The 24,866-nt window shown below is 33.0% G+C and carries 20 protein-coding genes and 3 pseudogenes; 22 read left to right on the forward strand and 1 reads right to left on the reverse strand.

Annotation, left to right across the window (positions count from 1 at the left end; genetic code table 11):
* The first annotated feature begins 22 nt into the window (after positions 1-22).
* From rplI to PGC14_RS02945, 15 genes are all read left to right on the forward strand, one after another.
* Complete coding sequence (gene rplI / locus PGC14_RS02875; RefSeq protein ID WP_011917001.1) at positions 23-469, forward strand: 50S ribosomal protein L9; 447 nt, start codon at positions 23-25, stop codon at positions 467-469.
* Between the two features lie 18 nt (positions 470-487).
* Entirely contained in the window at positions 488-1,834 is a 1,347-nt protein-coding gene (dnaB, locus tag PGC14_RS02880) for a replicative DNA helicase (protein ID WP_011917002.1), read from the forward strand.
* Between the two features lie 20 nt (positions 1,835-1,854).
* Positions 1,855-3,105: an adenosylhomocysteinase gene (locus PGC14_RS02885; protein WP_083755744.1), complete on the forward strand. Its 1,251-nt coding sequence runs from the start codon at positions 1,855-1,857 to the stop codon at positions 3,103-3,105.
* Between the two features lie 3 nt (positions 3,106-3,108).
* The gene (locus PGC14_RS02890) at positions 3,109-4,398 is read left to right on the forward strand and encodes an amidohydrolase (RefSeq protein WP_011917004.1); all 1,290 of its coding nucleotides are present in this window, start codon (positions 3,109-3,111) and stop codon (positions 4,396-4,398) included.
* Positions 4,399-4,431: 33 nt separating this feature from the next.
* The gene (locus PGC14_RS02895) at positions 4,432-5,334 is read left to right on the forward strand and encodes a lipid II flippase MurJ (RefSeq protein WP_271629471.1); all 903 of its coding nucleotides are present in this window, start codon (positions 4,432-4,434) and stop codon (positions 5,332-5,334) included.
* Positions 5,267-5,989 (forward strand): murein biosynthesis integral membrane protein MurJ, encoded by a 723-nt coding sequence (gene murJ, locus PGC14_RS02900; protein ID WP_271629472.1) that lies wholly within the window; start codon positions 5,267-5,269, stop codon positions 5,987-5,989. Before PGC14_RS02895 ends, murJ begins: the two co-directional genes overlap by 68 nt.
* 27 nt (positions 5,990-6,016) lie before the next feature.
* Entirely contained in the window at positions 6,017-7,207 is a 1,191-nt protein-coding gene (gene tyrS / locus PGC14_RS02905) for a tyrosine--tRNA ligase (protein ID WP_271629473.1), read from the forward strand.
* Positions 7,208-7,537: 330 nt separating this feature from the next.
* Complete coding sequence (locus PGC14_RS02910; RefSeq protein ID WP_271629474.1) at positions 7,538-8,338, forward strand: hypothetical protein; 801 nt, start codon at positions 7,538-7,540, stop codon at positions 8,336-8,338.
* Positions 8,339-8,381: 43 nt separating this feature from the next.
* Positions 8,382-8,741 (forward strand): hypothetical protein, encoded by a 360-nt coding sequence (locus PGC14_RS02915; RefSeq protein ID WP_011917008.1) that lies wholly within the window; start codon positions 8,382-8,384, stop codon positions 8,739-8,741.
* A gap of 563 nt (positions 8,742-9,304) precedes the next feature.
* Complete coding sequence (locus PGC14_RS02920) at positions 9,305-10,057, forward strand: hypothetical protein (protein WP_271629475.1); 753 nt, start codon at positions 9,305-9,307, stop codon at positions 10,055-10,057.
* A 469-nt stretch (positions 10,058-10,526) separates the two neighbouring features.
* Complete coding sequence (locus tag PGC14_RS02925) at positions 10,527-13,607, forward strand: MMPL family transporter (protein ID WP_271629476.1); 3,081 nt, start codon at positions 10,527-10,529, stop codon at positions 13,605-13,607.
* 430 nt (positions 13,608-14,037) lie between these two features.
* Entirely contained in the window at positions 14,038-14,463 is a 426-nt protein-coding gene (locus PGC14_RS02930; RefSeq protein ID WP_271629477.1) for a hypothetical protein, read from the forward strand.
* An 80-nt stretch (positions 14,464-14,543) separates the two neighbouring features.
* Positions 14,544-15,443, forward strand: coding sequence for an ABC transporter ATP-binding protein (locus tag PGC14_RS02935; RefSeq protein WP_271629478.1), 900 nt, complete (start codon positions 14,544-14,546; stop codon positions 15,441-15,443).
* Positions 15,444-15,452: 9 nt separating this feature from the next.
* Entirely contained in the window at positions 15,453-16,256 is an 804-nt protein-coding gene (locus PGC14_RS02940; RefSeq protein ID WP_271629479.1) for a hypothetical protein, read from the forward strand.
* A gap of 24 nt (positions 16,257-16,280) precedes the next feature.
* Positions 16,281-16,712 carry a hypothetical protein gene (locus PGC14_RS02945; protein WP_271629480.1) on the forward strand — a complete coding sequence of 144 codons (432 nt, stop codon included), beginning with the start codon at positions 16,281-16,283 and terminating at the stop codon, positions 16,710-16,712.
* Between the two features lie 166 nt (positions 16,713-16,878).
* On the opposite strand, the pseudogene PGC14_RS02950 reads toward PGC14_RS02945, so the two are convergent.
* Positions 16,879-18,127 (reverse strand): annotated as a pseudogene (locus PGC14_RS02950) (IS110 family transposase).
* A gap of 631 nt (positions 18,128-18,758) precedes the next feature.
* On the opposite strand from PGC14_RS02950, the pseudogene PGC14_RS02955 reads away from it, so the two are divergent.
* From PGC14_RS02955 to PGC14_RS02980, 7 genes and pseudogenes are all read left to right on the forward strand, one after another.
* Positions 18,759-20,046 (forward strand): annotated as a pseudogene (locus tag PGC14_RS02955) (IS110 family transposase).
* 597 nt (positions 20,047-20,643) lie between these two features.
* Complete coding sequence (locus PGC14_RS13460; protein ID WP_422653039.1) at positions 20,644-21,417, forward strand: ABC transporter permease; 774 nt, start codon at positions 20,644-20,646, stop codon at positions 21,415-21,417.
* Between the two features lie 49 nt (positions 21,418-21,466).
* Positions 21,467-21,871 (forward strand): annotated as a pseudogene (locus PGC14_RS02960) (MMPL family transporter); the annotation flags it as partial.
* Between the two features lie 350 nt (positions 21,872-22,221).
* Positions 22,222-22,506 carry a hypothetical protein gene (locus PGC14_RS02965; RefSeq protein ID WP_011917011.1) on the forward strand — a complete coding sequence of 95 codons (285 nt, stop codon included), beginning with the start codon at positions 22,222-22,224 and terminating at the stop codon, positions 22,504-22,506.
* A 344-nt stretch (positions 22,507-22,850) separates the two neighbouring features.
* Positions 22,851-23,306, forward strand: a complete 456-nt coding sequence (locus tag PGC14_RS02970) for a hypothetical protein (protein ID WP_271629482.1) — start codon at positions 22,851-22,853, stop codon at positions 23,304-23,306.
* 81 nt (positions 23,307-23,387) lie between these two features.
* A complete protein-coding gene (locus PGC14_RS02975; protein WP_011917013.1) occupies positions 23,388-24,203 on the forward strand; it encodes an ABC transporter ATP-binding protein in 816 nt (271 codons plus the stop codon).
* A gap of 1 nt (position 24,204) precedes the next feature.
* A complete protein-coding gene (locus PGC14_RS02980; protein WP_011917014.1) occupies positions 24,205-24,861 on the forward strand; it encodes an ABC transporter permease in 657 nt (218 codons plus the stop codon).
* Positions 24,862-24,866: the final 5 nt, after the last annotated feature.

A 24,866-nucleotide genomic window follows, 5' to 3' on the forward strand; every position in this document is an offset into this window, starting at 1 on the left:
AAAAAGGGGAGTAGGTTTTGCTATGAAAGTTGTGCTTCTTCAGGATGTCAAGGGCTTGGGTAAAAAAGACTCAATTGTTGAAGTAAATGATGGGTATGCAAGAAATTATTTAATTCCAAGAAAGCTCGCAGCACCTTTAACAGAGGGGTTAGAAAAGCACATTAAAGAAAAGAAAGAGGCTGAGCAGAAGAAAAAAGAAAAAGAGCTTATGCTTGCCAAAGACCTTGCAGACAAGCTTGAGAAAAGTCAGGTAATAATAAAAGCGAAAGCAGGTGAAAACGGAAAACTCTTTGGGTCTATTACAAACAAAGAAATAGCTGATGAGATAAAAAGACAGCTTGGAATTGACATGGACAAGAAAAAGATTGAGCTTGAAGACCCAATAAAGCAAATTGGAAGTTATGAGGTTTCAATTAGACTTTATCAAGGTATTGTGGCAAAACTGAAAGTCCATGTGACCTCAAGCTAAAGAGGAAGTGATTTGACCATGGAACCTGATATTCTCCAAAGCCACAGTGAAATGCCAGAAAGCCGCGAGGCAGAAGAGGCTGTTGTTGGGGCGATGCTTCTTGACAAAGAGGTAATTTCTGACATCACAGAGATTTTGACAGAAGATGATTTTGCAACCCCACAGCTAAAAGAAGTTTTTGCAGCTATCATGGACCTTTTTGAAGAGGGCAAGCCCATAGATGTTATAACAGTTTCAGAACGTCTAAGAGAAAGAGGAAGTTTTGAGGCGGTTGGTGGAAGTGAATATTTGACAAATCTTGTTATAAACACGCCAACATCTGCAAATGCTACATATTATGCAAGGATTGTTGAGGAAAAGTCGCTACTTAGAAAGCTTATAAACTCATCAATGAAGATAATAGAAAAGTGTAAAAGCCAGACAGAAAGAGTTGAAGATATAGTTGATTTTGCTGAAAAGACTATCTTCAATGTGATTTCTCACAAAAGCTCAAGAGATTTTTCTCATTTAAAAGAAATATTAATTGAAACATACAATAAGATAGAGGAACTGTATCTCAGAAAATCACATATCATAGGTGTGCCAACAGGATTTGCTGAATTTGACAGAATGACAGCAGGGCTTCAGCCATCAGATCTGATTTTGATTGCTGCAAGGCCTGCAATGGGCAAGACAAGCTTTGCACTTAACATTGTCCAGCATGCAGCCTTAAGGGCAGGTGTTCCTGTTGCTATATTTTCGCTTGAGATGTCGAAAGAACAGCTTGTCACAAGAATGATTTGTTCAGAGGCAATGATAGACAGCCACAAGCTTCGCACTGGTAATTTGGAAGATGAAGAGTGGAAAAAGTTTGCAAAGGCTTTGGCACTTTTGTCAAATGCTCCAATTTATATTGACGACACACCTGCCATAACAGTTTCTGAGATGAGGGCAAAGTGTAGAAGGCTCAAACTCAAAGAAAAAGGTCTTGGTCTTGTGATGGTTGACTATTTGCAGCTTATGACAGCTCGTGGCAGATTTGAAAGCAAACAACAAGAAATTGCTGAGATTTCAAGGTCATTAAAAGCTTTGGCAAGAGAGCTAAATGTCCCTGTGCTTGCTCTTTCACAGCTATCCCGTGCACCTGAAACAAGGGCTGACCACAGACCGATACTCTCTGACCTTCGTGAAAGTGGTGCAATTGAGCAAGATGCGGATATTGTTGCGTTTTTGTACAGGGACGAGTATTACAATCCTGACACTGACAAAAAACACATAGCAGAACTTATAATTGCAAAGCACAGAAATGGTCCGACTGGAACAATTGAGCTTTTGTTCTTGGACAAGCATACAAAGTTCAAGGACTTAGAGAAAAACAGAGTATAAATAAACCAAAAAAGGATGTGGTGTTGTTGGCAATCATAAAAGACTATTGTCTATGGGAAGAAGGGCTGAGGAAGATTCTGTGGGCAAAGAGGTTTATGCCTATACTCGAACAGATAAGAAAAGATTATATTAATGAAAAACCTTTAAACGGTATAAATGTGGCAATCTCGGTTCATCTTGAGGCAAAGACGGCAAATTTGGCACTGCTTTTGAAAGACCTTGGAGCAAATGTGTATGTGACAGGCTCAAACCCTTTGTCAACACAAGACGATATTGCAGCAGCGCTTGTACATGAGGATATTGAAGTCTTTGCAATAAGAGGCGCAACTGAAGAAGAATACTTTTACCATCTTGAAAAGACGCTTGAAAATGATATTAGGCTGATAATAGACGACGGTGGTGATTTGACATACCTTCTTCACACAAAACTTGAAAACCTCTCTGATAAGATAATGGGCGGATGTGAGGAAACTACAACAGGTATAATAAGATTAAAAGCATTAGAAAAGGATGGAAAGCTTAAATTCCCTATGATTGCAGTCAATAATGCATACTGCAAACACCTTTTTGACAACAGGTACGGTACAGGTCAGTCAACATGGGATGGAATAATGAGGACAACCAATATCACAGTTGCGGGGAAGCATGTTGTTGTTGCAGGCTATGGTTTTTGTGGCAAGGGCATTGCAAAAAGAGCTCAAGGTCTTGGTGCGAAGGTAATAGTGACAGAGGTTGACCCTATAAAGGCTTTAGAGGCATATATGGACGGGTTTGAGGTAATGAAGATGGAAGATGCTGCTAAGATAGGTGATATATTTGTCACCGCAACGGGGTGCAAAGATGTTGTAAGATATGAACACATTTTGGAGATGAAAGATGGAGCAATTTTGTGTAATAGCGGGCATTTTAACGTTGAAATTGACATAGAAACGCTTGAGAAAAAAGCTATAAAAATTTATGAAGCAAGGAAGAATATCACAGGTTACAAGCTTGAAAATGGCAAAGATGTATTTGTACTTGCAGAAGGCAGGCTTGTCAACCTTGCAGCAGCAGATGGCCATCCAATAGAGATTATGGATATGTCATTTGCCATTCAGGCACTTTGTACCATTTATGTTGCGCAAAATTACAAGAATTTGGATAAAAAAGTCTATCAGGTGCCAAGCGAAATAGATTCTTATGTAGCGATGGCTAAACTTAAATCGCTTGGAATTGAAATAGATAGGCTCACAAATGAGCAGAAAAAATATCTTAATAGTTGGGAAGTGTAGATAATGGACTTATTAATAAAAGGTGCAACTATAATAACTCTTGATGGAGAGAATGAAGTTTTAAAAGGAGATATCTTGATTGAGAATGGCAAGATTTCAGAGATTTCACAAAGTATAGAACTATCAAAAGAGAAGATGTTTGCTACCAAGGTTATAAATGCAGAAAATCTCATTGCTCTGCCTGGATTTATAAATGCACATACTCACTGTGGTCAAACCATTTTGAGGTCGTATGCAGACGACCTTCCTCTTTATGAGTGGCTTTTTGAAAAGATTTTTCCTGCTGAGGAGAAATTAACAAAAGAGATAGTTTACTATTCCTCTTTGCTTGGTATTGCTGAGATGCTAAAATGTGGAACAACAATGTTTTTTGACATGTACTTTCATGAAGATATGACAGCAAAAGCAGCTCTTGAAACTGGAATCAAGGCTGTTTTGTCAAGAGGACTTCAAACAGATGAAAGACAGCAGCAGCGACTTGATGAGACAAAAGAATTGATTTATAATTATTCAAGCGACAAGATAAAGGTTTTCTTTGGACCTCATTCTGTGTATACCTGCTCATATGAGCTGCTTGAAAAAGTTGCTGAGCTATCAGAAGAATTTAACACTGGGATAATGATACACTTAAGCGAATCTGAAGATGAGGTAAACCAGTGTTATGAAAAATACGATATGTCGCCTGTGAAGCTATGCCAAAAAGCTGGGCTTTTTACAAGACCATGTATTGCAGCACACTGTGTGTATGTTGATGACGAGGACATTGAGATTTTAGCTGAAAATGGTGTCACAGCTGTTTACAATCCAACTAGCAATCTAAAGCTTGGCAATGGATTTGCTCCAGTTTTTAATTTGATTAAATCAGGTGTTAATGTTGCAATTGGCACAGATTCTGCAGCAAGCAACAACAACCTCAACATCTTAGAAGAGATTCACATTGCAGCACTTTTGGAAAAGGGAATGTACAGGCTTCCTGAAATATTGAAAGCACAAGAGGTTTTGAAAATGGCAACTGTAAATGCTGCGATGGCAGCAGATATTCACAACACAGGCAGACTAAAAAAGGGTTTTAGTGCTGATATTGTATTGATAAAAGCAAATGATTTAAATATGCTTCCTTGCTACAATACTATTTCAAACATTGTTTATAGTAGCAATCCTTCAAATGTTTATGCTACAATTGTTGATGGTGAAATTTTATACATGGATGGGAGACTTTTGACAATTGACGAAGAGGCGTTAATTAAAGAGATTAAGAGTATTGAGAAGATTTTAGAAGAAAGCATAGAGTAAAACCTTTTTGAATATGAAAGGAAGGAACATAAATTGCAGTTCAAGAAAGCAACAAAAATAGCGTTGCAACTTTTTGCTGTAACAGTCTTTACAAAGCTAATAGGATTTATTAGAGAGGTAGCGTTTGGTGCAAGGTTTGGCACCAGTATAAAAGCAGATGCTTTTCCTTTGGCCTTGCAGCTTCCGAATATACTCTTTGCTTCTGTATTTGCTGCATTTTCAACTTCTTTTATTCCTTTTTACACTGAGATTAGAGAGAAAAAAGGTGGAGATGAAGGAGTAAGGTTTACAAACAGCGTAATAAATACGTTACTTCTTGCATCGAGCGTTGTAGCAATTTTAGGTTTTATCTTTTCAAAACAGCTCATTTTACTTCAAGTACATGCAAGTAAAAGTGAGCAGATATTTTATGCTTCAAGGTTACTTAAAATAACCATATTCATGATACTGTTTACAAGTTCTGCAAACATTTTGCAAGGATTTCTTCAGGCAAATGGCAATTTTATAAAACCAGTTTTGTCAAGCATTCCGTTTAATCTTGCAATTTTTGTTGCTATATTTTTATCATATTTTGGATATTTTAAGAAGATAGATATATACATTGTTGCAGTTGGTTTTGTCTTTGGGTATTTTTTGAGCCTTGTCTATCAGCTATACAATGCCAAAAAATATGGATTTAAATTCTATCCTGTGGTTGGATTGAAGGATAGAAATATTATAAACATGATAAAATTCTCTTTTCCTGTTTTTATAAGCAGCAGCATGGCACAGGTTTACACGTTTATTGATAGGTATCTTTTGACAGGGACGAGTAGTGGTGCTGTTGCTGCGGTTGCATATGCTGGGAAGCTCAATGACATGGTAGTTGGTGTTTTTCTCTTCATCTATCTCGGTTTTAGCATTTTCAACACTTTCAAACCTTCAAGCAAAGGGTGATAAAGAAAATTTCAGAAAATTTTTTGTATCTTCAGTAAACTCAATTATTCTTCTTATGATGCCATTTGCAGTAGGTGGCATGATACTCTCAAAAGAGATAACAAGGCTAATTTACCAGAGAGGAAATTTTACAGTTTATTCTACTATGCTCACAGCATCACCACTCATGTTTTACTCTTTGGGGTTTGTGGGTTTAGGTTTGAGAGATATTTTGAACAGAACATTGTATGTTCTAAAAGATTCAAAAACAGCAGTAAAAAATGGTGTTATTGCAATAGTTTGTAATATCATTCTTGACATAATTTTTATACATAAATTCAAGCACACAGGTGCGGCAATGGCCTTTGCGTCTGCAAACTATATAGCAACAGTGCTTTTGTTTATCTCTCTTCGCAAAAAGCTTGGGTCAATTGGTTGGAAGAGGATCGCAAGTGTGCTTGTAAAATCGCTCATTGCAAGCTTAATAATGGGCATTTTTGTATATCTTTTTAAGCAAAGGTTTATAAACTTAAATATGCACTTTGCTCCTTTTTCTCTTTACACTTTAATAGCTATTGTACTTGGTATGGCAATTTATGCAGGATTGATTTATCTTTTTAAAGTTGAAGAAGCAAACTGGCTTGTGAAGATGGTAAAGGAAAGACTTGGAATATAAAAACATAGAAAGGAGAAGATGTGGCAGATGGACATAGAACACCAGCTTAAAGTTTTCAAAAAAGGCGCAGCTGAGATAATTACTGAAGAAGAGCTCATTGAAAAGCTAAAGCAGGACAGACCCTTAAACATAAAACTTGGCCTTGACCCAAACGTGCCAGATGTGCATCTTGGGCATGCTGTTGTTTTAAGGAAACTAAAACAGCTTCAGGATTTGGGGCACAACATAATCTTGATAATTGGTGATTTTACAGCAATGATTGGTGACCCGACAGGGAAATCTGAGACGAGGAAACAGCTTACAAAAGAAGAGGTCCAAAAAAATGCAGAGCCATTCAAGCAGCAGGTTTTAAAGATTCTTGACCCGCAAAAGACTACAATTAGATACAACAGCGAATGGCTTGAGCCTATGAATTTTTTAGATGTTATAAACCTGGCATCAAAGTACACAGTTGCAAGAATGCTTGAGCGAGAAACTTTCCGCCAGCGAATGGAGAAGAACTTGCCACTTTCTATACATGAGTTCTTTTACCCACTTATGCAGGGGTATGACTCTGTTGTGATTGAAGCTGACGTTGAGCTTGGCGCAACAGAACAGAAATTTAATATTCTTATGGGAAGGACGCTGCAAAAGGAGTATGGATGCAAAACAATCCAGGTTGCTCTTTTGATGCCAATTTTGGTTGGCACAGATGGTGTTAACAAGATGAGCAAGAGCCTTGGAAACTATATTGGAATAAATGAACCGCCAAATATAATGTATGGAAAGGTAATGTCAATCCCTGATGAGATTATGATTTCGTACTATGAACTAACAAGCGATTTAGAGCCTGAAGAGATTGAAGAGATGAAAAGAAAGCTTGAAGAAGGGACTTTGCATCCAAGAGATGCAAAGATGAGACTTGCAAGAGAGATAGTAAAGCTATACCATGGCGAAGAGGCTGCAAAGAAGGCTGAAGAAGAATTTATAAAAGTGTTCCAGAAAAAAGACATACCAGATAACATTCCAGAGGTTGAGCTTGTGAGTCCCAAGGTTTACCTGCCAAGGTTTATGGTAGAAAATAAACTTTGCTCCTCTACAAGCGAGGGAATGAGGCTTATAAAAAGCGGTGCTGTTAAACTCAACGGTGATAAGGTAAATGAACTTGACATTGAACTTCAAAACGGCGATGTTTTGCAGGTAGGCAAGCTAAAATTTGTAAAAGTAAAGCTTTTGTAAAGGTTTTTCCTTTGCAAAAGCTTTTTTATTTTGCATAAAACAATGGTTGTATTTTTGTTGCAATATTACAAGCACTCTAAATAAAAATTTAGACAGTTTACATATTGTTATTGTTATTGTTGTTGTGATATAGTAAAAGTAAATAAATAGTTAAAGAGGTGACATTGTTATAAAAAGTTTTAATTTGAACTAAAGAAAAAGTGTTGCCTGTGGTAATTAAAATTATTATTTTTGCCCTTTGTAGCCTATAGAAGTTATAAGGATTTTGTTATTGGTTAGGTAGGTAGAGAAGAAATTATAATGTAAAAAATAGAAAGGAGATTTGGGGATATGAGAAAAGGCATCTTAAGACTTACAAGTATGATAGTTGTAATACTTGTATTAATAGGAGTTTTTTGTACAGGAACTTTAGCAAATGTAGCAGATGATTTAAGAGCACAACAAGTTACTAATATTACCCAGAACTATGGCAATGAAATTTTAGGTAGTTCAGATAGCAGTTCTGAAATTAGAGAAATTCAAACTAATAAAGGCGAAGAGAAAATATTAGGAAACACATTACCAAATTATGTTATATTAAATTGGGTTGCAACTGAAGATTCAATTATTTTCGATATAACAAATTTAGGAATAGATTCAGTAGACTTGGTATATGGTACTATAGATACTGGGAACATGAAGAAAAGCTTTCAATTTTCTAATGTTGGGATTGGGAAGAACAAATACACTGTAAGTGGAGTTCCGCTTTTAACTTGTGAAGAAAGAATTAAAATAACATGGTATGCTAAAGATGGGGGAGAAACTTTTGGAAGTGCCACATCAACAGGAAGTCGTCAAATTCCCCAGAGTTTACTTAATCTATGGGGACCAGGAAGTTTTGGTTCAAGAGCTGAGTGTTTAAATTATCATTTCAAAACACACGGTAAAGAAGTAGCAGCATCAAATATATGTGAGTATGTAAGAAAGGCTGATGAATTTAGGAAAAGAGTTATTGAATTGAAATTAACGCCACAAAAACTTGTTGATGGTAAAACTCCTAATGTGTACAGATTCAGATACAATGGGTATTATTTAGATGCAGTATGCGTGAACTTAGTTCCAACCGGGGATTTAATTAGTTTTGGTAAATAATAAAGTTGTGTTAATTTATTACATTATGGAGGTGTTTTTATAAATGTACAAAGGTACAATGTGTGAATTTGGTATTATTGACGAGATAGATAGAAACAAATATTATGGTGAGTATGAGCCTGAAAAGTATGATTGTATATATGTGGATAGTGATATTGTATTGGACTGGTGGGAGATGGGGCTGAGGAGAGTAAAAACCTATGTTGGAGGAGGTTTTGATAAAGAGTTTTATGGTATAGACGTAAATGGAGTCACATTGATACCGCCCGAGTCTCTTCCTGAATTAGAGAAAGTAGTAGAAAGTGACCCGAGGACAAAAGAAGACCAAAGTCTTAAGGAACTTTTGAAGAAGATTAAAAAAGCAAAAGAGGAGAATAAATATATGATTTGTTATGGAGTGTAAGTTTTGAAATTGACATTTAAAAGCTTTGATGCCATACAGCTAAAAGATAAAATTGGTAAAACTAAAGCTTTTGTGAAGGAAAAATCTTCGCAAAAGCTTTTTTGATTTTCATATTAAGAAACATTACGATTTTACAAACGCAGGAATTTGAGTTTAGTAGGTTGTCTGTTGTTGTGCCAGATAAAAAGCAAATAAATTATTTAAGAAGTAATATTATTATGTAAAGCTTGATTTTATATCAGAATTATATCAGTAAAAATTTTAACTGTACTAATATCAAATTAAATTGCCAAAAAATAATGGCAACATTTATTGGCAAATAAAGTTTTTAAAGTATTTTTTAGGTTTAATAGTATTTTCAATTGTTTTTTTGATAATATTTTGGTATACTAAAACTAACAGAGCATATGGTACAAGCTTGGAATATATTATATAAATGTGAATCAAAATATAAGTTACAGTATGTTTCTATACAGTCCTTCTCAAACTCTGGTGGCATCAGCTGCTAATTATTGTATGTATAAACGACAGGTGTTAAATGTAATGAGAAAGGAGCTATGGAAATGAGAAGGAGAATTATAATAATTGGTATAATATGCATGTTTATCTTGACAGGCTGTGGATTGTTGTGTTGGTTTTTTTATGGAGGAAAGACAGAATCGAAGGGGGACACAGTCAAAGCAGGGGAGAAGGTAGTTTTGGCATCTGAGCTAAATAATAGAGCAGAAAATACTGAAGAAGTGGTAAGTGGAAAGCAGGAAGATAGCAACCAGAGTCAGACCACATGCGATGCTGTTTATACTAATCTTGCAACTGAAATAAATGATCCAATTGCAAGAAAAGTTTTTGATTTAATTTTAATTAATCATTCAGTTATAGCTGATAGGTATCAAGACACAAACAATATAGATAGTAATTATATGCAAAAATCTTCTTTAGCAGAAGACAGAGATGATGAATTTTATTCAATCAGGAAGAAGAAAAAAGAACTTGATAAAGAGGCAATGGCTTATTATGAAAGTTTAATGGATGAACTTAAAAGAAATCCACAGAATTGGAAGAGTGTATGGAAGAGATATAAAGACTATGCTATTGAATATTATGCTAAGGTAAGAAATTTTGATTATGATCTAGAAGTTAAAAAGATAACATATTTAAAGACAGAAGAAGGTAAGGAGTTAGCAGAGCAAGGTGGAATAACCGAAAAAGTCATTGAACAATGGCAGAAGAGGTATGAAGAGGTGAAAGAATACACAAGAGAGGAAGTCAGAAAACAACTTGAGGAATCTGCCAAAGAGGCAGGTATACCAGAATAAGTAATGTATAACAACAATTTGAAAAGGGCTTACGGCAAAATTTGCAGGCCCTTTTATTAATTAAAAACTTTTGCTTTATTCAATTGTGGTGTTGAGACAAAATAAGAAAGTTTTTGAAAAAGCAGAAGTTTGGGCTGTTATATAAAGGATTTTATAATAGTCAATTGTAATACTGATAAGAATGTAGTATAATGATATCAAAAGTTATTCCAAATTTTCATAACCTAAGATTAGGTTGTACTAATTTTAGTTAACAGAGCGATGATAGGGTTTTTATTAACATTGAACTTCAAAATGGAGATGTCTTGCAAGTTGGAAAACTCAAATTTGTGAAGATAAAGCTTTTGTAAAGGGTATATTCCTTTGCAAAAGCTAATTTTTTAATTTTTAAATTGACTTTTAGTCATTGACGTTTGGTCAGTGCATATGTTAAAATAGGCTGTGTAATATTTTAAAAGAGGTGAGGTGTGTGAGAGTAATTTTAAAACGTCCGTGGCTAGGCACTATTATATGGGCAATTTTAACAGTTATATTTGTAGTTACTATGCCAGATATAAATAAAATAGTTCGACTCAAAGGTGAACCTAAAATTAGTCAGGAATATCCATCTCAAGTTGCAGCAGCGTTAGAAAAAGAGTATCAGGGAGTGCCAAAGGATAAAAAGCTTTCAACAGTAGCAATTGTATTTTATGACAAAAATGGTCTTTCGAATAAAGACATTGAAGCAATCAAGAAAATAATTTATGGACTTGACAATAGCAAAGAAAGATACAACATTGAAAATATTTCAACTCATTTTAAGAATCCAGAGTTAAAGAACTACTACGTATCAAGCAACAACAAGGTTGTCCTTGCAAGCATTCAAGCAGACAAGTCAAGAAGAGAAATTATTGAAATAAGAAATGATATTTATAAGTTTATAGAATCTGTTCAAAAACCAAAGAATTTAGAGGTGTATCTTACAGGTGGAGATTTAATTACTCAAGACTTTGTAAAAGCTTCAGAAGATGGTGTTAAAAAGACCGATGTAATCACAATTATATTTATTATAATTGTGTTAGTTCTTGTTTTCCGCTCTCCTGTCACACCAATTGTTTCACTTTTAACAGTTGGTGTTTCGTTTTTAATTTCACTTAGCATAGTTGGACATTTGGCAGATAAGTTTAATTTTCCAATCAATACTTTTACAAGAACATTTATAGTTGTGTCACTGTTTGGCATAGGAACTGACTACAACCTGTTGATAATTTCAAGGTTCAGAGAAGAGCTTGCAAATGGTAAAAATGTTGATGATGCAATTTTGACAACTTACAAAACAGCAGGGAAAACGGTTATATTTAGCTGTCTTACAGTGTTTGCAGGCTTTTCAGCTTTTGCAGCAGCATCTTTTAACTTTTTCAGGGCAATGACAGCAATTGCAATAAGCGTGCTGGTGCTCTTGCTTGTGCTTTTAACCTTGGTTCCAACTGTGCTTAAAATTTTTGGTAAAAATCTTCTCTGGCCATTTAATAAAGAAATACACCACACCCACAGCAAACTCTGGGAAACTGCTGCAAGACTTTCGACTAAATATCCTTATGTGGTGTTGACAACAGTGATATTAATCTTAATACCTTTTCTCTTATCAGTCAGAGGCGATTTGTCATTCAACACACTAAACGAGCTTTCTGAAAAGTACAAATCCGTAAAAGGATTTAACATAATTTCAAAAAACTTTAGCAGTGGGAAAACATTTCCTGTTACAATTTATTTAAAATCTAATAAGAACTTGGCAACTTCAGATGCTCTGTCTGACATTGAAAAAATAACTGAGATATTGAGTAAGCAAAAAGGTATAAAAGATGTGTATTCAGTCACAAGACCTGAAGGGGAGATTATAAAACAATTTACTTTGTCAAACCAAGCAGATACTGTTATAAAAGGTATTGATAGTTTGAGAGATGGTCTTTTGAAAGTTAACAATGCAATTGAGACTATAAATAAAAATTTAAATATGTCAACAAAAGAATTTGATGTTCAAAAACTTGTAACTGGCATTTCACAGCTTGAGAATGGTGTATATGAATTGAAAATTTCTTTAGAAAAACTAAACAGTGGATTTGAACAGGGGTTAAATGGTTCTAAGAAGATATATGATGGTCTTAATAAGCTTTCAATTGGAAGCAGCAAGCTGTCTGAAGGCTTTAAAGAATTCTATTTTGAGTATACAAGGTCAATAAATAAGGTAAAAAGTGAATTACAGGGATTTGATGTAAATCAAATTGAACTTTTATTGACAGGTATTAATACTGCTAATAACAATTTAAAAGCACTTTCAAATAAGTATCCGGAAATCTCAAGGGATATCAATTATATTATGGCATCTGAGATTTTATCAAAAATTGAAACTGAAGCAAATAAGTTTGCTCCAAAGCTAAAAGAGTTTTCTTCTGAATATGAAAAGATTTCAGCCCAGATAAATGAAGCTGACAAAGCTCTGAAGCTTATTTCAAATTCTATTAATAGCATAACTTCAGCTTCAAAACAGCTTGCTGATGCTCAAGGGAAGGTTCTAAGTGGCTACTATCAAATTGACAAAGGTCAAAAGCAAATAATCTCAGGTGTAAACCTTATGTATTCAAAACTTCAGGAATTTGACAAACAAAAAGAACAGATTCTAAAAAAAGTTGATGAACTTCAGACAGGGTTTACAAGCTTAAAATCAGCTCTTTTACAGATTTCTGATGCACTTAACAAGATGGCAAATTCTATGCAGAGTATGAAGGGTTATTTTGAAGGATACAAAACAACAAACATCTTTTACGTCCCACCAGAGGCTATAAAAAGCAGTAGCTTCAAAAAGGCTTTAGATTCATATATGAACAAAGATAGAACAATAACAAAGATAATCTTGATTCTTGACACAAATCCGTATACAAACAAGGCAATTGATATTGTTGATAATGTGGAAAAGGTTTTAAATAACTCTTTAGAGTTTATAAACACAAAGTTTATGTCGGTAGGAGTTGGTGGGATATCATCTTCAAACCATGATTTGAAGAGCATTTATTTTAAAGATTTTAAGACTTTGAGACTAATAATGATAATAAGCATCTTTATTCTCATGTTCCTAATTTCAAGGTCAATCTTTAATGCTGCAATAATGGTAATAATAGTTTTTGTCGACTACTACCTTGCACTGTCTATCACAGAGATGATTTTCAAAGGAATATTCAAATACGAAGCACTCAACTGGGCAGTGCCATTTTTCACCTTTGTTGTATTCTTAGCTCTGGGTATAGACTACAGTGTATTTTTGCTGATAAGGTTTTACGAATATAGAAATTTAGAACTTTCAGAAGCACTAAAGCTTACCTCAGCAAACATTGGTCATGTTGTAACATCAGCGGTGATAATTTTAGCCGGCACATTTGCGGCAATGCTGCCATCTGGGATTTTGACATTAATGCAGGTTTCAATCTGCGTTGTGATAGGCCTTGTTCTGCTTGCATTTTTCCTTTTGCCGTTCTTGTTCAATGGTTTGATGAGGATAAAAAGGGATATAGTTTAAAAATGCTTTTTAAAAACAATTTAAGTATAGCTGCTTCCAAGAAAGGGGGCAGCTTTTTGTTTGTGAAAAAACATGAAAAAATTTAAGAAATTTAGAGATATTTAAAGAAAGAGAGAGCTGATAGCTAAAAATTGCATAAAATTAACTAAAAAAAAAAAAAAAAAAAAAAACGAGTTTGACAGAATGGAAATTAATAAAGTAAAATTGAGGTGAAAATTCCAAGGAGAATATTAATAAATATAGCAATTTGCATATTGTCTCTTGTGAATGAGATAATTTATATGCAAATAGGTTGGTATACCAGGGAATACAAAAGATATTGGAATTTGCTTACATTGCATAAAAAATTTTGATTTACAGAGGCATCTACCTTTTCATGAGCGCTCATGAAGGGATGCAAAAATAAAAAGTAGGGAGGGTAAGAAGTAAGATGTTCAAAAAGCAAAAGTTACTAAAATTTATTGCGGTTTTTGTATTTGTTTTTATCTTTTTTATATTAAATAATATTACCGCTACGTTGGGTGGAACAACTTTAAAAACAGCGCAAAATTCGGTACAATATTATTCGTGGTGTGGTGTTCCTGTATTTGGACTGGGTGTAAAGGGACATTATTCTTCAGATGGTTCTAAAATTGTGAATTATTCTACTACTTATAGTCTCCCATGGATAAACACTTTATCGCTTTGGCAATATAGTAATGCTAGCTCGTCATGGATTTCTCAAACCTCCACTAAAGGTATTTGTGAGGCATATGCTAGATTTACCTTAGGTGTTGGTGTTCAAACACAATATTTATTTTTGGGTTTACCAATACAAACACGAGATGTGTTTGTTCAGGCTACAGCATTGCCTTAAGTATTTAAGAAGTACGGGGCAATTTCGTTAAGAAATTGCCCCATTGATAACACTTTATGGAACATTAAGCGTTTAAAGGAGTGAAAAAATTGACAACAGTATGTGTTAATAATATCTTCAAGTGCTTTGGCAACAAGGAAGTTTTAAAAGGAATAAATATTGTGTTTGAAGAAGGTAAAGTCTATGGTTTGTTTGGCAAAAATGGTGCAGGAAAATCCACATTGTTAAAAATTATATTAGGACTTTTGTTTCCTACACAAGGAAGTGTTTCTGTTTTTGGTAAAAATCCACGAGATGGCGGCTTAAAAGAAGTTAGTTATCTTTCCGAAAATTTAGCAGGATATTTTGACTTAAATGCGTATGATAATATTGACATAATAGCTAAAATGCAGGGAATAAAATTACGAAAGGAAGAAATTTTTAAAATTCTTGAGTCTGTTAACTTGAAAGAAGTAGCATCGAAAAAAGTTAAAGATTTTTCGCTTGGGATGAAGAGGAGACTTCAACTTGCTTTTGCATTTTGCATTGGTGATAAAAAATTGTTTATTTTAGACGAACCAACTAATGGACTTGATATTGAAGGTGTGTTTTGGTTTAAAGAAAAGATTAAAGAAATGAAAGAAAAAAAAGATAAGACTATAATTATTTCAACACACGCTTTCGAGGAGCTTGAAAATGTAATAGATGAGTTTATCATAATTCACAAAGGAGAAATAAAGAAAAAAAGCGATGTTTGTGATTTAGAAATTAAAAATAAAAAATTTGTAAAAGTTAGCAATAAAGATACAGAAAAATTTACTAAACTTGTAGATTTATTAAAGTTGAATTACACGAGAGTTGCTAATACTGAATTTATAGTTGAAGAAAATGAAAAAATAAATTTTCTTGAACAAGTAGTAAAAAATGGTATTGAGTTACAGAGGTTTGAAACATATAGGGAAACAATAAAAAGTGTATTTAAGGCAGTGACAAAGGAGTAGGTGTTGAAAATGATTTATAATATTCTTGCAGGCGAATTAAAGAAAGTTTTAAAATCCAAATTATTTTTAATTTCAATGATTATTTACATTTTAATTTTTGTGATAGCTTTAGTTAATAGGTTTTTTAATAAAACTTCAGGAGTTTATTTATATAAGATTGAATTAGAAAAGCTAAATTCATTCTCATTGATTTTCTTTTATATAATGCATGTTCTGTTTTTAGGAGCTGTACTTGGAGGGTACGTAGGAGGATATGAGTTTCATAGTAACACTTTTTGTTTTTCTCATATATTTGAAGGTAGAATAAAACAACATGTTCTCAAAATATTTACACTACTTATTTTATTGGTTGGAATTTTGTTAATTACATTTATAATCACAAACGTATTCTGTGTTTTTCGAATTTCTGATATTGAATTTAGATTTAATTTTAAAAGATTAATCGGACAATCGTTAGTTATACTACTGATTTCATTTGAATTAAGTCTTTTTTCATATATATTAGCAATCGTTATAAGAAAAATATATGTTGCGATTTCTGTTGCAGTATTGTTACCGTTTTTGATAAATATTTTATGTAACATCTCTAATGTATTTAAATATTTAAATAAATATTGGTTTACTACAGTTAATTCTATGTTAATATCTCAAGTTTTTTCTAATATAGCCTCTTCAGAAAATTATGTAACAATAAAATTGATTGATAAGAGCATTTTAAATAGTTTCAATCTATTGTTATTAGTTTCTATTAGTTATCTTATAGTGTTTTTGGTAATTATATTACTAATTGGCTTTTTTGTTTCAGATAATTAGTGTGTACAGGTGGTGGTTGAGCAAATGAGAGCCAAATTTTTACTAAAAGTTATTTTGGTTTGTTTTCTATTTTTAGGTGTGTTGTTGTTTTTTAATTTAGTAAATTTTCGGCAGTTAAGTAGTGATAAAATAAGTTATAATACTTCTATTAATAGGATTGGCACAAAAGAATATACAACAGAAATAAAATTTAACTACAATGTTACATATGGACAAGAAAAATCTTTTTTGATTTATGTAAACAAGGATTCATTGGTGCTTAATTGTCAACACATAAAATGTACTAATAAGGTAACAATTAAAATAAAAGACAGAAGAGGCAGGTTAATTTACAAAAAAGACATTGGGGATGAAAAAGATGAAAAGTTAGAGATCAGTAACTTGAAAAATGGAGAGTATGAGGTTATTCTTGCTTTTCATAAAGGTGTAGGAGAAGGGTATATAAAAATAGAGTAAAGTATTGTATTACTAAGACAAACGGTATAATGTCAAGGGGGTTTTTAAAAAATTTTTTTAGATAATTAGGGTGAAAAAGGCAATAAAATACCCAGCCGCTCAGCATGGAAAAATTTAACTGGCAGCTTATCTGAGGAAGATTATTAAATTAAAAAATTGGGACTAACTAAGTATTGTAAACATCACCTCTTTCTTGATATATTTGACTAAGGCTAGAGCATTGCAAAGATCAGAGGAATTAAGTGTCTTGCGGTGAGGACGAGGGCACGTTTATGCTGATGACAGGTCCACCTCTGAGAACTTCTTGTTGTAGAAAGCTTTATAACGGAATGTGTGCTACATCACACAGTTAGCAGCTTCAACAAGATAGTATTCTGAGAATATTGGTTACCACACTTAGCTAATGAGGTTTCCTGGGCATTGAAGTTGCCTGATTGGTACTGAGTCCAAACCAAGCCAGAATACTTTGCCAAAGCAGCTTCATTTTTGAAGCGTTTAATATCACCGATTTCAGCGTAGATAGCAGCTGCAAGAACGTCACCTATGCCAGGGAGGGTTGTTAATGTTTGAGAGAAAGCTTTAAGAAGTTTTGAGATTTCTTTATCAAGTTTTTTAAGTTGTTTTTGCATGAATCTAATGTTTTCAAGAGTCATAGACAAAGCTAAGCTATTTGACTCAGCCAGCAGAGGATGTAATCTAAAGGAACGATTAGCAGCAGTTTTAAGTATTTCAGCGATTTTATTAACATCTGAGAGTCTATTGTTGCCGTTATCGGATACGAATTTAATTAAATCTTCTAAAGGCATGGAGGCAATGTCGTCAGGTGTAAAGTTTTCGATGATAGCGCAAGAGGCCTTACCGAAGATATTGGAAAAAGGGCAATCCTGGGTGTAAGTAGAGAATTTAAGATAAATGAGATTTAGAGCTCTGTTTTTTTCACGTGTCAAATTGTGAACAAGATGATAGCGCATTCTGGTAAGGCGTTGTAGCGCAGCATATTTAAAATCAGGTAAAGGTGTTGGATTTAGCTTACTGAACCTAACGCATTCAGCGATGATAATTGCATCGATGCTATCTGTTTTAGGCAAGAAAGTGTAGATTTTTTTGAAGCCTTTGACAATGCTTGGGTTGAGGACATAAAAGGTTGGTTTATATGGCAGCAGTTCAGATGAAGAAGCAAGATACAAGTGCAGATGCCAAGCGTAATGTGAAGTTGCTTCCATGCCAAACTTAATACAGGATAGATTATACTGGCTGAGGCAATCAATAACTCTTTTGATTAATTCGTTAGCGCCTTCTTGATCGTTAGGCAAGGAAAAAGGTTTTTTAATCAAGTGATTACCGGCATCATCGATGAAGAAGATAGAGTTTGACTGACTACTGATATCAATGCCCACGATTAAAGTATTTGGCAATTTGAAGACCTCCTTTTTGCAAGTAGTGGTAAGAAAAAGTATTAAGCCCTTTATCCCTGGGGATTACATGACAATAGCAGCCTCGCCGATATTAGAGCTACTTGAGCAGTTTACAGGGTGCACACATCTGACATGCTCAAATCAGATGTGGTAAACTGTCAGTGCTTAAGCCTTCGAGTAAACATTACTCATGTAATCCTTTGGGGCTGAAGTCTTTATCAAGCTGTGGCGTGTAGATGTCAAAGCACGTCCAGCAGGAGGTGATCAAAAATATCCAAATAAACTAAATCAGGCTTAAACTTTTTCTGATTTTAGTTTACCAAAGATAAAGGGCAAATTTAAACTGTAGCAGTCAATTTTAATATTCAATTTTTGAGAAGTGAGTGTTTTAAGAAAGGTGCATTATCAAAGTAAATTTCCAGTAATCAATTGGTACTGATAATTAAATGTACCAATTGAGATATGAAGTTTTAATTGATTTGATAATTATATGATACGAGCATTCCTGTAATGAACGAAAATGAGTGAAAATGAAGAGAAATGAGATTTGAAGAGATAAGGTACCTCCTGGTAAAATACAGAATGTAAGTTGTACAACTTACGACAAAACACAACAAAGGAGGTATCCTCTTTGAAGTATACACAAAATGAAAAGATATTACAAGTAACAGAGAGAACTTTAGTTGTAGGAGTAGACATAGCAAAGGAAAGGCATGTAGGCAGAGCATTTGATTTTAGAGGAGTGGAGCTTGGCAAGAGAATAGAGTTTGAGAATAGGAAAGAAGGTATGGAGAAATTTTTGGATTGGGCAAATAAGATAATGAAAGCAAATGGCAAAGACAACATGATAGTAGGGATAGAGCCTACAGGGCATTACTGGCTGTGCTTTGAGCAGTATCTGAGAGAGAATGGCATAAAAGTGGTTTTAGTGAATCCTTTTCACGTGAAGAGGAGCAAGGAGCTTGATGATAGTACGCAAACTAAGAGCGATATAAAGGATCCGAAGACGATAGCGATAGCTTGTGAAGGATGGAAGATATACAGAGCCAAATATACCCGAGGGTATATATGCTGAGATGAGAGTAGCGATGAACATATATGAAAGGCTTCAAAAACAGCTGAACGTTTTAAAAAATCAAATAATCAACTGGCTCGATATGTATTTTCCAGAATTTTTAGAAGTATTTTCTGATTGGGAAGGCAAGACGGCAATAGAAACATTAAAGGAGGTGCCATTGCCTTGTGATGTAGTGGAAAATGAAGTGGAAGGGATTATAGGGTACTGGCGTGACAAATTAGATAGGCGAGCGATTAGTCGCAGGAGGGCGATGGATTTAGTAGAGACTGCCAAAAGGAGTATAGGTAAAAAAGAAGGGAGAAAGCTGGCAAGACAAGAGATAAAATATTTGCTGAGTCAATATGAGCTTTTAAAGAAGCAGATAGAAGAGATAGAAGCCGAGATGGCAGAGCTTTTGAGAGAGGTGCCGAATGGAGAGGAACTGCTTAAAATAAAAGGTGTTGGTGTAAAAACGGCAGTTGGCTTTATTTCTGAGGTTGGAGATATAAAGAGGTATGAGGATGCGAGACAGATACAGAAATTGGCGGGACTCAATATAGTTGAGAATAGTTCTGGCAAGTACAAGGGTCAGACGTGTATAAGTAAAAGAGGGCGAGGGAGGCTCAGAAGTAGCTTGTTCAAGGCCATGATTACAATAGTAGCAAAGAATGAAGAATTTAAGCAGCTGCACAGGTATTACACCACGCGAGAGAACAATCCCTTGAAGAAGAAGCAATCATTAATAGCACTGTGTTGTAAATTGATAAGGGTATTTTATGCGATTTTGAAAAAAGGCGTAAAGTATGATGGGAACAAGATGTTGAGCGATATAAAGAGAGAGGCTTTAGCAAGGACAGCGTGAAGTGAAGTGAGAAAAATTGCTTGAACATTCTTAATTTAAAGCAGGAGAAATAGTTTGAGTGATTCACATCTTGAGGGGGTAAAGAAATTCTTAGCTTTGCGAGGAGATTAAGTCATGTCGAGTAGCAAAGTGCCCCTTTTAATAATAGTTCACATCTTAGAAAATGTATTGATGGTTAAGAAATGAAGGAGAAAGGATTAAATGATTTTTTATAGAAAGTAGATTGAAAAATGTGAGCGGGTGGTCAGAGTACATCCTCCATACGGGCGAAGACCCTGCATACGAGCATAACTGACGTCCACGCCATGGTAGATGGGACGAGGGAATTGAGGGCAAGTGAGAAAAGACCCTGAGAGACATGAGAGGGTAAACACCATGGTTGTTGTGGATAGATACCCGCCGTAATATGGTAGAGCAACAAGATAAATACAATAGAGAGGCTGAGTCTAAGCTGGGTATGGTAGAATAAAGCAATAATAACAATATCAAGAACAAAATTATTTGTTTCGATAGCGAATTTTAAAGAAATCGCGAGATATTTTGAGAAAATCAAAGGTATATTGAGAGAGGTATATTGAGAGAGTGGTAGGTGATATAGTGATTAGCTTCAAAACATTAGAATCTGAGATAAAAAAACTGTTTAAATCTAAACTTATTCTTTTAATATATTTTTTCTATGTAATACTAATGATTATGATATATAGAAACACAAATAGAAACATAACTTCAAATAGTATTTTTTCTCCTTATGCATCAGGTTTGTTGTTATATTGTAATTTAATTGGCGGTATAGCGATAACAATTATTTCTGCTCTAATATGTGATAGAGAATACCAAGCAAATTTACTCTTTATTTATTCTACAATTCTGAAAAGAAAATACTTTTTTTTACTTAAGCAATTTACAATATTTTGGTATTCTTTACTTTTCAGTTTGATTTCTATACTTTTGGGTGTGGTTTTTGATGCAATTATAATTGCTATTACTTTACCATGGTACAAACTAATTATACAATTAATTAGTGTTGTTTTTTGTTTATATTTGGTGGGAAATTTATCATATACGTTACATCTGTTAACTAAGAATTTTGTTTATTCGTTAAGTATACCCTTATTTCTGATATTTTTTGAGCCAGCAATTCATAAATTTTCCATTAAAGTCTTTTGTATAAAATTTTTGGTTATATTTAATATATACGGTTTCTTAAATGGATTTTTTAAAAATTTAAAATATGGAAGCATAATAATAGTTCCTGAGAATCAAGCATATAATTCGCTGTTAGTATCATTTTTTATACTTTTGAGTTATTTAATCTTTATGTTTACTGTTCAATTTTTATTTATCAAAAGTGAAAAGTTTTCATCTAAATGAAGAAAATAATTAAATATTTTCAAAATTAATTTTCGTTATTGAAGTATTTCTGGTAATAGTTTTTGCTAAGTATTATGTTTATCTTTCAATAGCAGAGATGATTTTCAAAGGAATATTCAAGTACGAAGCACTCAACTGGGCAGTGCCATTTTTCACCTTTGTTGTGTTCTTAGCTCTGGGTATAGACTACAGTGTATTTTTACTGATAAGGTTTTACGAATATAGAAATTTAGAACTTTCAGAGGCATTAAAGCTTACCTCAGCAAACATTGGTCATGTTGTAACATCAGCGGTGATAATTTTAGCAGGCACATTTGCGGCAATGCTGCCATCTGGGATTTTGACATTAATGCAGGTTTCCATCTGTGTTGTGATAGGCCTTGTTCTGCTTGCGTTTTTCCTTCTGCCGTTTTTGTATAATAGTTTGATGAGGATAAAAAGGGATGTAATCTAAGAAGCATCTTTGAAAAAATTAGGAAGCTGCTTCCAAGAAAGGGGGCAGCTTTTTTTATTGTGAGGCAATGAAAGAAAATTAGAGAAATTTAAAGATATATGAAGAAAGAGATGGTTTTATAGGTAAAAATGGCTGATAATAAGCTAAAAAAACGGGTTTGACATAATGAAAATATTGTAATAAAATTCAAGCAAAATATTACAAATAAGCAATATAGCAATTTATTTACGAATTAATAATAATTACAATTAAAGAAAAGAAATTGAACAAGCTAATTAGGATATATTACCAGTTTATAAAAATATATGCCAATTAACTATTATGTATGCTAATATACAGCATCAACCTCTTTGTGTCCGAAAATTGGGGTTAACGCATTTTCATATAGTCCAATACTTCCTTTTGGAAAAGCATGTGATTATATTTGGCAATATGAAGATATAGTAAGACTTTCTGAAGAAGATAAATATGTTAAAGAAAAATATGGACATATTATTCCATATATTCAACTTAAGGAATTTAATAGAGAATATATTAATAGAAATTGTGGAGCAGGTTGGAAATATATTGTTATAGATCCTCAATTTTACGTGCATCCATGTGTAATGGCTGATCCTAAAAAGATATTATGGTAAAATAGAACCATATTCACCCTTATTATTTTTTGAATTTTGGAAAGAAAAATTAAGCAAGTGGGCAAATCTTAATAGTGCTCAAAAAGAGATTTGCAATGAATGCAGCTTTCTAAATTTTTGTATTCCTTGTCCATTGCGTGTTAGAAAGCTTTTTGAGAAAGGTTTTATAGATAAAGTGAAATGTGCCTGGTATAGTACTAATGATAGTAACATTTTTTAATTTTTTTTGAATGATTACAATCAATAATAACAGTAACAGAAACGAAATTGTTTATTTCAATAGCAAAATTTAGATGGATTGAGAAATTATACAAAAATGTATATCGAAAGGGAAGATGAAAATGATGAAATATTATATATACATATACTTTATTTTAGGTTTTTATGGTTATTTAAGATTTGCTTACATGATTTTGAGAGGAAAAAGCATCATAAAAAAAACTTTTTATTACACAGATTCAAACAGAGATAAGTTATGGATTGTTGATATAATAATAGGGGTTTCAGCACTGTTAATATCTTTTACTTATATAGCTCATAAAAATTTTAATAAATATCTGTTAACAATAGGTATGTTATATGGTTTAGTGTTAATAATAAGAGGTTTAAAATCTCTTTTCATAAGAAATCCTAATAATTTTATTTTGAGAAAGCTTTCTAACTATGTGGCAAATTCCTATATAATATTTTCTATCTGGCTTTTATCTGCTGTGATCGAGATGAATGGGATAGAAGGTGGTACAATAGTAATAATAGGTTTATATTTTGCAACTTATTATGTTTTATGGAAGATAATATAATTTGCATATATTGCAACAATAAACAAAATAATAGCAAAAATAAAGAAAAAATAAGAAATTGGGGGGGTAACAAAATTTAAAATGAAAGCAATAGAGATTAAAAAATTAAAAAAGAGCATCAATGGTAAGTTGATTCTCAAAGAAATAAACCTAAACATTTATGAAGGAGAAATTTATAGTTTATTGGGGCCAAATGGAGCTGGTAAAACTACTACAATTTATACTTTGTTAGGGCTACTTAAAAAGGATGATGGAGAGATAAAAATTTTTGGTGAAGAACTTTCGAAAAAACATTTTAAAGAAATAGGGGTTATGTTTGAAATAGAAACTTATAATTTAGAGTGGTCCGTTATAGATAATTTGAAGCATATGTGTTATTTGTTTGGAGTAGATGAACATAGAATATATGATTATGTTGAAATATTAGACTTAAAAAGGGAAGATTTTCGTAAAAAATTCAAGCAACTTTCAAAAGGAACAAAGAGAAAAATTTCTTTAATTGGTGCTTTAATGCATGATCCTAAAATACTTATTCTGGATGAACCTACATCTGGGTTAGATCCGGAAATTCAAGTAGTTTTTAAAAAGCTGTTGCTTGATTTAAAAAAGAGAGGTAAAACTGTACTTTTTGTTTCTCACAATTTATATGAGGTACAGGAAATTAGTGATAGAATTGGATTTATAAAAAGCGGTGAAACGATTTTCGAAATACCTGTTTCAGAAAAGTTTTATTTGGTAGAAGGAGATTATCCTGAATTTCAAACCTATAGAGTGAAAAATAGCAAATTATATGTTTTTGATGAGAAAATGTTTCTAAAGATTAAACCAAAGAATTATCAGATGATAGAAAAATTAGAAGATTTATATGTAAAATTTATAGAAGGGAGGGTTAGTTAAAATGTTTTTTAAAATAATAAAATTAGAAGTCAAAAATTACATTAAAAATGCAATTATATTATTACTAATTTTAAACATTGCGGTGTGGTATGCGCTTAAGAATTTTGAACAATTTTTAAATTATTTAAAAGATAAACCTTCGATAAGCTTATTTTATACATTGTGTGTTGTAATAACTATTTCATATTCAATTGTATTTATAACAACCATTAATTTCGATAAGGACAAGAGTAGTTATGTTTATCATAGATATTTTACATCACCTTTAAGTAATACATTGATATTTTTATCAAAAGTTATTCCAGTTTTAATTACAAGCTCAATAATTGTTTTCATATGGGTTACCTTTATTTTATTAAAAAGTCATTTGAATAACATTTATTTATTTCTTTTTGTTATTCTCACTGTTTTTGTGTTTTCATTAGGATGTATATTCATAATTTATTCGGTCAGTCTCACTACGAAAAACAGCGTATTGATAAGTGGAGTAAAATTTTCACTTGTTTTCTTATTTTCATATATTCCTAAATTGGCATTTTCGAGTAATATATCAATTCAAGTTTTAAAAGCTGGACTTATATTGTTATGTTGGGGTGTATTTATTGTTGGTTTAGTGATACTTAAAAGGATAAATGTAGAAAAGATAATAACAAGTTAATTCAA

The sequence above is a fragment of the Caldicellulosiruptor sp. DIB 104C genome, assembly GCF_028198085.1.
GTDB classification, from domain to species: Bacteria; Bacillota; Thermoanaerobacteria; order Caldicellulosiruptorales; family Caldicellulosiruptoraceae; genus Caldicellulosiruptor; species Caldicellulosiruptor saccharolyticus.